Source organism: Vibrio sp. E150_011 (assembly GCF_053544015.1).
The window spans coordinates 230210-243884 of sequence record NZ_JBHFOL010000001.1 but is presented as its reverse complement, the minus strand read 5'-3'; the positions used below and the strand labels follow the sequence as shown (position 1 = coordinate 243884).

Below are 13675 nucleotides of genomic sequence, written 5' to 3'. Positions count from 1 at the left end.
ATGAAAAATTATCTTACGAACCATATCCGTTCTATTCGCTATATGACCAATATGCTGTCTATCGCACTGGTCGTCATGTCCGTTATTGCCGTAGGTGTTAAGGGGTTGAATCTAGGATTAGATTTTACCGGTGGTGTAGTATCAGAAGTTCAGCTTGTACAGCCGACCACTCAAACAGAGTTACGAGATGCACTGAGCCCGGTATTAGGTGATGGCATTTCTGTCACTAAGTCTGGTGATGAAGGGCGCTGGTCTATCCGCTATGCTGGCGACCGAGGTTCCGAGGTTCATCAAGAGTTCAAGCAAGTATTGATGGCAGCTTACCCAGATTCAAGTATTGTTAGTGACAGTATCGTCGGTGCGCAGGTTGGGCAAGACCTCTATGACCAAGGCGGCCTTGCGTTGTTGGTTTCTCTGCTGTGTATTCTCGGTTATCTGAGTTTTCGCTTCGAATGGCGTTTAGCTAGTGGCGCGCTTGCGGCATTGTTGCACGATGTTGTGTTGGTTTTGGGCTTCTTTGCGTTGACGCAGATGGAGTTTAATCTAACGGTGTTTGCCGCCATATTGGCGATACTTGGATACTCATTGAATGACTCCATTATTATCGCGGATAGAATCCGAGAAATCCTGAAGTTTAAACCCCATGAAGAGACAGCGCTGGTAAGCGATCAAGCAGTGCTAGGGACATTTGCCCGTACCATGGTGACATCAGGTACTACGTTAATGACGGTAGGATCTTTATGGTTTTTAGGGGGCGATGCGTTGCAAGGATTTGCTACTGCGATGTTCATTGGCATTTTTTCTGGGACGTGGTCGTCGATCTCCATGGGCACCGTCTTGCCTGAGTGGCTGAAATTAGACGGCAAACATTATCAACCTATTGAGATTGACTCAGCGCCTTAACACAGGCATTTAAAAAGCATAAGTGGTTTTTATTATGCGGGTAAATCAAAAAGGGTAACGCGTTCGTTACCCTTTTTGATTATTATTGCTTATTGCTTATTGCTTATTGCTTATTGCTTATTGCTTATTGCTTATTATTCAGACGGTGAGATCTTTCACTGAACCTCTTACAATAACGCTAGGTACAATCGGTTCGCTGGTGTGCTTGGCATTACCTTTTCCTTGAACGATAGCCATGACCTTTTTCGCTGCTTCGCTTGCCATCTGTTGAATCGGAAAGTCAACGGTAGTGAGACCTGGTGTCATGTGTTGACCAAACGAGACATTATCGAAACCGATAATGGAAATATCCTCGCCAATGGTTAAACCTCGTTCAACACACAAACTGTAAGCCGTCATTGCGATGTTATCATTCATGCAAAAAATAGCAGTGAGCGGAACATCTCGGTCGAGTAGACGACGGATAGCTTGTTGATTGCACTTGTGGTCAAATCGACCTTCTACGACAGCATTAGGATTGTATTCGACCCCATACTGATTCAATGCATTTCGAAAACCCTGCAAGCGGTCACGACTGTCGACTTTACTTAATTGACCTGTGACACAACCGATGTGCTTATGCCCTTGCTGAATGAGGTGCTCCGTCGCCAAAAAACCCCCTCGCTCGTTATCAATCCAGATGCAGCGGTCCGAAATTTCTGGGATGTATCGATTAATAAGCACAGTAGCTTCGACTTCTTTGGTAATATCGAGTAACTCACTGTCTGGAAGTGTGTCGACGGTCAGTACGAGACCATCCACTTTTTTTGAACGAAGGAAGCGAATGGATTCCAACTCCTCATCGTACTTCTCATGTCCGCTAGTAATAATGAGATGATAGTTCTCTTTTCTTACTACTTTTTCAACCTCATGCATCATCGGTCCATAGAATGGGCCATCAAGCGTACCAACCAACATGCCTATACTACACGAACGATTAGAAGCCAGTGCTTGAGCAAAAGCATTGGGCTTGTAGCCAAGTTCTTCTATGGCTGCATACACTCGTGTTTTGTTCGCTTCTTTCACTGAAGCGTGACCATTTAAGGTTCTTGATACAGTGGCTTGCGAGACTTGAGCAAGTTCAGCGACTTCTTTTATTGTAATCAAATCTTCAATTCCTATGCTTCAATTTCGCTGAAATCACTCACGATTTCATAGACATGACGTTATTTAATTATACAACACAATCATCATTATTCATTGGATTGATGTCGAGCTTGAATTCCTTAAGACGAAAAAATGTGATCTAGGCAGCTAAGCAGGCGGTCAATTTGCCCTTATTGTCGCTAGGCATCATTTTAGTGACCGGAGGCTCAATTATTTTTGTAAGCGCTTTCTTAATAGTGATAGTGCTCAAAGTTTACGATATGGCGGTATTTTGTACGTGTACACAGCTCTAATTTTTTATTACGCTTATAATCAACCAAAAGACGGTAATAATATGATTGTTTTCACGTAGAATGTTGCTGGTATTTATCTTTTAAAGCAAGTTTTTTTGAAACTTAAAGAAAGCGCTTACTTTTTGGTGTTATGAAAAGAGAGCTTACGCAATAGCTGGAGACGGTTGGATTCTTCGTCAAGAAAGGGCTTTTGTCGGGATGATGTTTAGGGAAGGGAGCATATGGGGGTATGTGAACTTAATTATCCCGATTTTTTTTTGAAGCAATGGCCTGTTGATTGCAGGCGAGCGTGTGTTAGATGAGCCGCGGTATCACGGATGAACACTAGGAGCTAGAAAATGAGATTTTCGTTATGGATAATGGTATTGCTGATAACAGGGTGCAGTCAGTCGTCAACAACGGTTGATGCTTATGGATTAGCCGCCTTGTCTGACAGTAACGTTTGTTGTGAATCCATAAGAGCGCTTGAATTTCAAACGTTACTTAATGAAAAGAAACAGACTATTGAGATAACCTCCCGATCACCTTCATTGATGTTCGATACAGGGAAATCATTCATATCTGCGCTTGAAATTTCGGCTCATCAGGATATACGGAAACTCAATATATACTCAGAAATCGATGCGGATTTATTTGTACCACAGGCGCAGTTATTAGACGAAAACTTTACGGTTGTCTTTAACTCTGACGCACAAGATATCGTCCGAGAATCACAGACAGCCTTTCATCCAGAGCGATACCGACTCACTCTCTCCTTTGACCATGAACCGTCGCCTCGATACCTCATTATCTATACAGACTTCCAGTTGTTGGGAGAGTCGACTCCGCGCAAAGCCGATGTTTCAGCAATGGCAGAGACTGGGCAAACGATGGCACTACAAAAATACATGATGGAGCCATTTGGTGTTCATAGCGCCACTGGCACATTAACGCTTTCAATGGAAAAAAGCGCACCAAATGCAGTCGTGGCAAGTCCGACCATAAAAGCCAATACCCTGGATGCGTTAGAGCGCTATAAGCGAAACCTAACGCAAAAAGAGCGGGACAACTTTGGTGTAGAGATCATCGAATTGGTGGAGCGTGGGGATTTAGAAAAAGCATTGGCATTCACCAATAAAGCCGCGAAGCCTGATATTGCAAAAGGCATATTCACCATGTCAGTAAAACTAAAACCATAACCTCAATAAACCGAAGAACACACATTTAATCGCAAGCTATTTATATCACAAGTTCAGACTGACTCTTTTCGTATTTTTAGAGAGGGTACAGTTGTACAGGGAATAAAATAATATGAATACGAAAGTATCGACTCGTTCCATCCTCTCATCCGCCGTAGTGCTGGCTTTGGTCGGTTGTACGTCGACCAGTGAGCCTATCGCATTTACACAAGAGCAACTCAATGATCCAACAGGGAGCCCAGATCCGGTTTGGACCATGATTTGGAATGATGAATTTCAAGGCGATGAAATTGATAAATCTAAATGGAGTCATGAAGAGAACTGTTGGGGCGGCGGCAATAATGAACAGCAGTGTTACACCAAGCGCAGCGTAAACTCTTTCGTCGACAATGGTGTGCTCCATATTGTCGCAAAAGAAGGCAGCTTTACGGGTGCTAATAATAATACCGGAGACATGCGTTCGAAAGCGACGCTGCCGTTTACTTCGGCGCGTTTACGCACTCTGAATAAAGGTGACTGGAAGTATGGTCGCTTCGAAATTCGAGCGATGTTGCCACACGGTCAAGGGACTTGGCCAGCGATTTGGATGCTGCCGACAGACCAGAAGTATGGAACATGGGCGGCGTCAGGTGAAATTGACATCATGGAAGCCGTAAACCTGCAAGTTCAAACGGATATCGAAGATGCGCCAAAGGGCGAGTTAGAAAGTCGGGTCTATGGCACTTTGCACTATGGTCGTCAGTGGCCAGAAAATGTCAGCTCCGGAACCGATTACCACCTACCAGATAATATTAACCCAGCGGATGGCTTCCATACGTACGCCGTTGAATGGGAGGAAGGCGAAATTCGATGGTATGTAGATAACCATCACTTTGCTACACAACGAAAAGAAGGGTGGTATAGCCAATATAAAAAGAATGGCACATTGATGACCGCCGATGAAAGTGCCCCTTTCAATGAACGTTTTCATCTGTTGTTAAACCTAGCGGTGGGTGGGTCTTGGTCTGCAAATCGAAATGAAGGCGGAATTGATAGCGATATCTTTCCACAGACACTTGCCGTGGATTATGTACGAGTCTTTGAATGCAGCCTTGATAGAGAAACTGGCAAAGGTTGTGCAACGGTCTCACCAGAAGCAAAGTTAGTAAAAGGTAACGCCGCCCCCGCTATTATTATTGCCGATAAAGATTATGGCAAAGGCAAAGAACTGACCATTTTTGATGATGCACTCAATAAACACCTTGTCGCGAGTGGATACGATCCTGATGGGAGAGTCAGTGTTACATACCTTGATGAACCTGGGCGTGGAACAGTCATTGAACTCACAAAGAAAGGTAAGGTGGGCAATGCGTATTTCATTACTCCTGAGTTGGATTTAAGTGGATGGGCAAGCGACGGTGAATTGGTGTTTGACATGAAGACCGTTGATATTAAAGAAGACTCTCAGTTACTGATTAAAATGGACAGTGGTTGGCCTCTCGCCGGAGATTATGAGGTGCCGCTAAGTGCTGCCACAGGTTGGCAGGAAATCCGAATCCCACTGTCTGAGATTGTCAGCAACGGTAACCGTTTCTCTAAAGGCAGCACTGTCGACCTTTCTAAAATAAAGAACATCCTCGTATTGGAGCCTCAAGCATCACTTACTGTGCAATTAGATAACATTCGACTCGTTCGATAGTGAGATTGAAATTGCTTTGGGTACATTACGAACTTACAAAATGATATTTGGTTAGTTTTACATAGCAGTGGTAGAGCGTTTTAACAACATTACTAGCAACTCTAAAGAAAGCGCTTACAAAATAAATGGAGTTACATTTACATGAAAGTATCAAAATTAGCATTAGGTGTTGTCGCCGCATTGAGCATGCAGTCTGGGGTTTTCGCACAAGAAACAGAAGGATTTGAATTTCACGGTTATTTTCGAACGGGGGTGATTACCAGTGCCGAGAACGACTTTAAACGTTCTAACTATGCAGGGCAAAAGGAAACATTGGGGCGTCTAGGGATTGAAGCCGACAATGATTACAAAGCCAACTTCGCAAGTACATGGGCGTTTGAAGATGATCGAAGTTTCAAAATTCACTTTGGGATTGGCAAGTCTGGGAAGGAATCTGCGTTAACGTCAAGCTCGGATGCGATTGATGCGGGTATTTCCAATGCGTTTATCGAACTTAACGGTATTACGCCATCGGGCACATTTTGGGCTGGTCGAAGGGAATACGGCAAGGCGGATAACTACATCTTCATGACGGACTTTTTCTACACCGATATGTCTGGTACGGGTATTGGCATTCAAGGCTACGAATTAGGTGATTCGATGGTCGATTTAGCCTATATCGCGAGTGATCGGGTCAATGAAGATGTAGACCGCTGGGCGACGGCACCTGCAGAAGTCGGCAACAATGCGACTAACCTAAATAACCTTATGCATGCTTTAAATATTTCATCTACTTTCGGCAATCTAAAATTGTCCGCCTTGCTTAAAGCCATGCCAGATAACTGGGATGTTCAAGGCAAAGAATGGGCAGAAACAGGTTACGACCTGACCGCAACTTATAACCTTAATAGCTTTTTTGCGATTCCTGGTAATGGCTTTTCAAAAATCATTGTACAAGGTGGTAAAGGGTTGGGAGCCGGAAACTTACTTGGTGGAACCATTACGGACTACAACGCTTATCATCCTGGCTCACTCGCGCAGGGTCAACATAATGACTGGGGACCAGCAGGAGAAGCATCATACTTAGTCACTCAATTAGAAGATGACGATACTTCGGCTCGTGTTTTAATGTGGGGTGGGTATACCTTTGAAAACGGGGTGAGTTTATTCCCTTCAATACAAGCGCAATACAATGATATGGCTACCGGTGATGCTCGTACTGAAGGCGGTTATAATTACTGGGCGTCGGCGATGGTTAGACCAACCATTCCAGTCAGTCAGCACTTCTATATGCAAGGTGAAGTAGGCTATGTTTATAACAATTGGAATGGTAACTCGTGGAAACAGTCTAAATTCACCATTGCCCCTACGTTCATTCTACCCACCTCATTGGGTGTCGCACCGGAAATCAGGTTGCTGGCCACGTATTTACCAGAATCATGGACAAATTTGGATGGGCAAGGCAATGCGGATAAAGATTTTATTGTGGGTTTCCAAGCTGATGTTTGGTGGTAATGTAGGAAAAGTGCGCCGAAAATAGCGCTTTACACTGTCTAATAAACAATCAAAAAGGCTGCATTTAGTGGCCTTTTTGTGATCTTAATTCAAAAAATGTGGTCTACATATCAAAACTAAACTTTCGCTTTAGTAAACCTGCGTTTATACAGGAAAAATTACAAACTAGGGTTTAAACTCTAGCATTCAATATATTCAACACCATGCATTTATAAAAGCGAGTATATGCTAGAGCTCATACTATCAACTCACCAAGGTTCACCAGAGGAGTTATTAGGCTTATCAGAAGTCTTTGACGCTGTTGACGCGTATATATTTATTAAAGATAGCAATGGGCATTACCAGTACGTGAATAAAAAAGCTGTCGAGACGTTTGGCGTTGGATTAGACGGTATTCGTGGCAAGTCGGATTGGCAGTTGTTTGACTATAATACCGCTAAGTTGATGAGAGCCAGCGACAAGCGAGTCATTACGACCAGTAAACCGACACAGCATAAAATCCCTTTTGCCATTGATGGGCAAGAGTTGTACCACCTTATGGTCTCTTCACCGATAGTCAAAAATGGTAAGGTGCTTGGTGTCATTGGATTCGCTGTCGATATATCCAAAGATATGGAAGAAAGGCAGATACTGCTCGAAGAAGCCAATACTGATGGTTTGACGGGGTGTTATAACCGTCGATATTTGCACTTAGCACTAGAAGAGCAACACAATAGGTACATAGAAGACGGGACTCAGTACTCGGTGCTCATTATTGATGTTGACCGCTTTAAGCCTATTAATGACAAGTATGGTCATTCGATTGGTGATCGAGTGTTGGTCGATATCGTGAAGACGATCAATCGAAGTACTCGAGAAGAAGATTTATTGTGTCGTTACGGTGGTGATGAGTTTGTGTTGATTTTACCCGGTGGTCATATTCAAAAAGCGTATTCATTGGCGTCTCGCCTTGCTAAAAAGATCGAGGCATTGACCTTTACCAGTAGCAGTGGCAAGAAGTTTAGTGTGTCTTGTTCGATCGGTGTTGCCACCTACTCAGCGCGAGAAGGTAGTATTATTGAGCGAGCAGATAAAGCGCTTTATGTCTCCAAAAAAGGCTGCAGTGGGCGTGTCCATGTTTATTGCTCAGATGCTCCGGGTATCCTCACTTGTGACTTATGCGAACAAGAATCCGGCAGCATAGCTGGGTTGTAGCAAACTTTAACGTTAATTATTCCAACAATCCCCTCGAACCCTTGAAAACCCTGTCAAATACAGCTATTTATAACAGTATAAGCAAATTTAAATAATTGTCAGATTACTAGGAAAAGGACGCCTCAAGACGCCCTTTTTCTATTTTAGGGAGAAAGGGATGACAGCAATGAGAAAAGTTTCATTCGGTCTTAAGCTTGGCTTGTTAGCCGTAACGGTGTTCAGTATCAATACGGTGACGGCTAAAACCATAGAGAGCACAACACTCGTTGGCTTCGGCACTGCCAAATATCCTGAAAATTTTACTCACTTTGATTATGTCAATCCAGACGCCCCTAAATATGGCAAGGTAACCTACGGTCAAAATGGTACCTACGACAACTTTAACCGTTTTGCCTCTCGCGGTGTCGCGGCGGCGGCCTCAGGTACCCTTTATGACACCTTAATGTTTTCTCCTAGTGACGAAATTAACGCCTACTACCCATTAATTACAGAGCGTGTCAGGTACTCTGATGATTATTCGTGGATGGAAATCGACATCAACCCTAAAGCTCGATTCAATGATGGGGTGCCTATTACGGCAAAAGATGTCGAGTTTACGTTTGATAAGTTCATGACAGAAGGGGTGCCGCAGTATCGTGCTTATTACAAAGACGTAAAGTCAGTAAAAGCGATCAGCGAACTGACGGTTAGAATTGAAATGGAAACGCCAAACAAAGAGAAACTGTTTGGGCTAGCGCAAAGCACTCGTGTACTCCCTGAACACTTTTGGAAAGACAAAGACTTTGCGGAGCCCCTCACCGAGCCGCCGGTTGGTAGTGGGGCATACAAGATCTCCAGTTTCAAGCTAGGTCAAAGCGTGACCTATAAGCTCGATGAGAATTATTGGGCGAAGGACTTACCCGTTAACGTTGGTCGTAATAATTTCGCAACCGTTCAATACGATTATTATCGTGATGATACTGTGATGCTTGAAGCTTTCAAAGCGGGTGAGTTTGACTTCAGGCAAGAATCTAGTGCGAAATTTTGGGCGAGCTCATACACGGGTGTGAACTTTGACAAGGGATTCATCAAGAAAGAAGAGATTGAACACCACAAGCCGATGGCGACGCAAGCTTTCGTATTTAACATCCAACAGCCTGTCTTTAGTGACCCTAAAGTACGAGAAGCTCTGAATTACGCGATGGATTTTGAGTGGATGAACAAGAACATGTTCTATAACCAATACACTCGAACACGCAGCTATTTTCAAAATACAGACTACGAAGCGAAAGGGTTGCCAAGCGATGCTGAGTTAGAAGTGCTAAACAAGTACAAAGATCAGATACCTGCTCGAATTTTTACTGAGGAGTACAACCCTCCTGTTACCGATGGCTCAGGCAGAATTCGCCCGCAAATGCGTAAAGCCTTTGCACTATTTAAAGAAGCCGGATGGGAGCTTAAGAATAAAGCGATGACGAACGTCAAAACGGGTGAAAAGATGAGCTTTGAGCTGCTTATTTACAGTCCGACGACAGAGCGATACGCCATTCCAATCCAAAAGAATATGCGTGCTATGGGCATTGATATGCGAATTCGTACTATCGACACAACGCAGTATACTAAGCGACTTAGGGATCGTGACTTTGACATGGTGTCCTCGTCTTACTTTGCAAACCCTTACCCAAATTCAGACCTAAAAATAGTCTGGAACTCGAAGTTTATTGATTCTACCTATAATACTGCCGGTGTGATGAACCCAGTGATTGATGCGTTGACGGATGAAATTGCCGACAATCAAGACAATCCTGAAAAGCTACTTGCACTCGGCCGATCTCTCGATCGCGTTCTGCAGTGGAATTATTTTGCTATTCCTCAGTGGTACATCAAAAAATATCGGGTGGCGACGTGGGATAAATTTGAACGCCCTGATGTCTTACCTACCTATGACCTAGGTATTGATACCTGGTGGGTGTCTAAAGAGAAAGCGCAGAAGCTTCCTGTAAAACGTCGATAAGAGGGATTAATGGCGGCTTATATATTCCGGCGATTATTGCTGGTCATCCCAACACTTTGGGCAATTATTACCATTAACTTCTTTATCATTCAGGTTGCACCTGGTGGTCCTGTTGAGCAAGCGATTGCTCAAATGCAAGGGCTTAACTCCGGTGTGATGGAGCGTTTTAGCGGTGGTGGAAAAGAAGTTGAACTCGATACGAGCTCAGATGATGTATCAACGGGCTATAAGGGCTCTCGTGGGCTTGATCCTGAGGTCGTGGAAGCCATTCGAAAACAGTTTGGCTTTGATAAACCTATCCATGAACGTTACTTCGACATGCTCAAGAATTACGCCATGTTTAATTTTGGCGAAAGTTTGTTTCGAGGTGGCAATGTCATAGACCTGATCAAGGAGCGGTTACCGGTCTCGATCTCACTGGGTCTGTGGAGCACATTGATCATCTATCTTATCTCTATTCCTCTAGGGATATTCAAAGCAATCCATCATGGCTCTCGCTTCGATATCTGGTCGAGTGCGATGATTATCATCGGTTATGCGATTCCCGGATTCTTGTTCGCCATTATTCTGATCATCTTGTTTGCTAGCGGTAATTATTTTAGTTGGTTCCCGTTGCGCGGGTTGGTGTCAAGTAATTTTGACCAGCTGACTTGGTATCAGCAGATCATTGATTACTTTTGGCATTTAACCCTGCCAATACTGGCCATGGTAATTGGCGGTTTTGCCACCTTGAGTATGCTGACAAAGAACTCGTTTTTAGATGAAATTAACAAACAGTATGTGGTGACGGCGCGTGCCAAGGGGTTAGACGAAAACAACATCCTTTACAAGCATGTGTTTCGAAATGCCATGTTAATTATTATCGCCGGATTTCCGAGTGCCTTTATCAGTATATTCTTTACCGGTTCTATGCTGATTGAAGTGATGTTCTCTTTGGAAGGGATCGGGCTTTTGGGTTTTGAGTCTACCATTCAACGAGACTATCCCGTTGTATTTAGTTCTTTGTATATCATGACGTTACTAGGTTTAGTCTTGAGTATTATTTCTGATTTGACGTATATGTGGGTTGATCCGCGTATCGATTTTGAGGCGCGATAGATGGCGACGAACCCGCTTACTCAAGCGCGATGGCAGCGCTTTAAGGCCAATAAACGAGGCTTTTGGTCAACGTGGATATTTTGTCTCTTATTCTTTTTAAGTTTGTTTGCGGAGTTTATCGCCAACGACAAGCCGCTATTAGTGGAATACGACTCTCAATGGTATTACCCAATTTTCTCGCAATATGCAGAAACAGAGTTTGGCGGAGAGTTTGAGACGGAAGCTGATTACACGGATCCATATGTCAGTGACCTTATCGAAGAAAATGGCTACATTATTTGGCCCCTTATTCGATTTAGCTACGATACGATTAATTATGACATTGTCGCGTCAGTCCCTTCAGCTCCGGACTCTGCGAATTGGTTAGGTACCGATGATAAGGGGCGAGATGTTTTAGCTCGAATTATTTATGGCTTTCGTATTTCCGTGTTATTTGGTGTGATTTTAACGATCGTATCGAGCATTGTTGGGGTTGCGGTAGGGGCCACACAAGGTTACTACGGTGGCTGGATTGACCTTATCGGCCAGCGTTTTATTGAAGTGTGGTCCGGTATGCCGACATTATTTTTGCTGATCATCTTGTCGAGTTTCGTAGAACCAAACTTTTGGTGGTTATTAGGCATTATGGTGCTCTTTAGCTGGATGAGCCTCGTTGGTGTTGTGAGGGCTGAATTTCTACGTTGTCGTAATTTTGATTACGTGAAAGCGGCGCATGCGATGGGTGTCAGCGACAAGCGCATCATGTTAAGGCATATGCTTCCCAATGCGATGGTGGCTTCCTTAACGATGATGCCTTTCATCCTGTCTGGCTCGGTAACGACATTAACGTCATTGGATTTTCTAGGGTTTGGATTACCGGCGGGTTCACCGTCATTAGGTGAACTGCTTGCCCAGGGTAAGGCTAACTTGCAAGCCCCATGGCTAGGCTTGTCGGCGTTTGCCGTGCTTTCCATCATGCTGACTCTGCTGGTTTTTGCAGGTGAGGCGGTTCGAGATGCGTTTGACCCGCACCAACAAGGTTGATATTGAGAGATGGCAATGATGCAACAGTCAGTGACGCAACAGACAAAACAGGAACGTCAAAAAGACGATAGCGTGAATAAGGTGCTTAGCATCGACAACCTATCGGTTGGATTTGGTCGTGGAGATAATATCGAAACGGTGACGCACGAGGTCAGTCTAAGCATTGAAAAGGGCGAAACGCTCGCGCTTGTAGGGGAAAGTGGTTCTGGTAAATCAGTGACAGCTAACTCTGTGCTCAAATTACTGCCGAAAGGATCAAGCCATTATTTGAACGGCAAGATCACCTTTGATGGTATCGATATGCTGTCATGCAGTAACAGACAACTGCGAGGCATTCGAGGCGGTCGCATTGGTATGATTTTCCAAGAGCCGATGGTATCGCTCAACCCGTTACATAAAGTAGGCAGACAGCTCGTTGAAACCTTAGCCATTCATCGCGGCATGCGCAGCAACAAAGCGGAACAATTGGCAATTTCTTGGTTAAAAAAAGTCGGTATTCGTTCACCGGAACAAAAAATAACCGCGTACCCACATGAATTATCAGGGGGAGAAAGGCAACGCGTTATGATTGCAATGGCGCTGATTAATGAACCAGAGCTCTTGATTGCCGATGAGCCGACTACCGCCCTCGACGTTTCAGTACAAGCTCAAATTTTGGATCTGTTGAAAGCGTTGCAGCAAGAACTCGGCATGGCAATGTTGTTTATTACCCATGACCTCAGTATCGTGCGCCGCATTGCGGATCGTGTGGCAGTAATGAAACAAGGTGAGCTTGTTGAAATCGGTCAATGCCAACAAGTCTTTAGCAACCCTTCTCATCCTTACACTAAAAAGCTAATCGACTCTGACCCTCGTGGCTTACCTGTTGACGTTGAAGAGGATGCCAAGGCATTGCTGACTGTAAATGATCTCAAAGTCTGGTTTCCAGTTAAAGGTGGGATCTTTAAAAAGGTGGTTGATCACGTTAAAGCCGTGACAAAAATGCAGTTTCAACTAAAACGCGGGCACTCCATAGGGCTGGTGGGAGAAAGTGGGTCAGGTAAATCCACAACAGGAATGGCTATTCTCAAATTGGTTCAAAGCGAAGGCTTAATTGAGTTCGATGGTCATGATATTCAAACCTTAGATAGGAAAGGTATGCTGCCATATCGTAGTCGTATGCAGGTTGTATTCCAAGACCCCTTTTCTGCGTTGAATCCAAGAATGTCGGTGGCTCAGGTGATTGGTGAGGGACTACAGGTCCACTTTGCACATGATGACGACACATTAGATAAGATGATTTGTGAGGTGATGACAGAGGTCGATCTTGACCCTGACACTCGGCATCGTTACCCCAATGAATTTTCTGGTGGTCAACGTCAGCGTATTGCGATTGCGCGGGCATTGATTTTAAAACCCGAGTTTATTCTACTAGATGAACCCACGTCATCACTAGATCGGACAGTACAAGCGCAGGTCCTCGACTTGCTCAAGTCACTGCAAACGAAACATGCGTTGACGTATCTCTTCATCAGCCATGATCTTAACGTGGTGAAATCGTTGTGTCATTACACGATAGTAATGCGCAATGGGGAGATTGTAGAGCAAGGGAACACACAGGAGATGTTTGCCTCTCCGCAACATGACTATACAAAGACGTTAGTGTCGTTATCTTCGTTTTAATAATACCTTAGAG

Annotated in this window: 10 protein-coding genes; 9 read left to right on the top strand and 1 reads right to left on the bottom strand. The window is 44.2% G+C overall.

The genetic code is table 11. The features are described 5' to 3' along the window. A complete protein-coding gene (gene secF / locus ACE1OE_RS00915; protein ID WP_102469435.1) occupies positions 1–903 on the top strand; it encodes a protein translocase subunit SecF in 903 nt (300 codons plus the stop codon). A 138-nt stretch (positions 904–1041) separates the two neighbouring features. Here secF and ACE1OE_RS00910 read toward each other — a convergent pair whose 3' ends face one another. Continuing rightward, a complete protein-coding gene (locus ACE1OE_RS00910; RefSeq protein WP_102469434.1) occupies positions 1042–2049 on the bottom strand; it encodes a LacI family DNA-binding transcriptional regulator in 1008 nt (335 codons plus the stop codon). Between the two features lie 631 nt (positions 2050–2680). Here ACE1OE_RS00910 and ACE1OE_RS00905 point away from each other — a divergent pair. The 8 genes from ACE1OE_RS00905 (at position 2681) to ACE1OE_RS00870 (ending at position 13662) form a co-directional block, all read left to right on the top strand. After that, the gene (locus ACE1OE_RS00905) at positions 2681–3520 is read left to right on the top strand and encodes a MalM family protein (protein WP_449209772.1); all 840 of its coding nucleotides are present in this window, start codon (positions 2681–2683) and stop codon (positions 3518–3520) included. A 112-nt stretch (positions 3521–3632) separates the two neighbouring features. After that, entirely contained in the window at positions 3633–5198 is a 1566-nt protein-coding gene (locus ACE1OE_RS00900) for a family 16 glycosylhydrolase (protein WP_449209771.1), read from the top strand. 141 nt (positions 5199–5339) lie between these two features. Further along, a complete protein-coding gene (locus tag ACE1OE_RS00895; protein WP_449209770.1) occupies positions 5340–6692 on the top strand; it encodes a carbohydrate porin in 1353 nt (450 codons plus the stop codon). A 225-nt stretch (positions 6693–6917) separates the two neighbouring features. Then, positions 6918–7886 (top strand): diguanylate cyclase, encoded by a 969-nt coding sequence (locus tag ACE1OE_RS00890; protein ID WP_449209769.1) that lies wholly within the window; start codon positions 6918–6920, stop codon positions 7884–7886. 166 nt (positions 7887–8052) lie between these two features. After that, positions 8053–9879 carry an extracellular solute-binding protein gene (locus tag ACE1OE_RS00885; RefSeq protein ID WP_449209768.1) on the top strand — a complete coding sequence of 609 codons (1827 nt, stop codon included), beginning with the start codon at positions 8053–8055 and terminating at the stop codon, positions 9877–9879. Positions 9880–9888: 9 nt separating this feature from the next. Next, entirely contained in the window at positions 9889–10977 is a 1089-nt protein-coding gene (locus ACE1OE_RS00880; protein WP_102469428.1) for a microcin C ABC transporter permease YejB, read from the top strand. Further along, the gene (locus tag ACE1OE_RS00875; RefSeq protein WP_102469427.1) at positions 10978–12000 is read left to right on the top strand and encodes an ABC transporter permease; all 1023 of its coding nucleotides are present in this window, start codon (positions 10978–10980) and stop codon (positions 11998–12000) included. A gap of 15 nt (positions 12001–12015) precedes the next feature. Beyond that, positions 12016–13662, top strand: coding sequence for an ABC transporter ATP-binding protein (locus ACE1OE_RS00870; RefSeq protein ID WP_449209767.1), 1647 nt, complete (start codon positions 12016–12018; stop codon positions 13660–13662). The last annotated feature ends 13 nt before the right edge of the window (positions 13663–13675 follow it).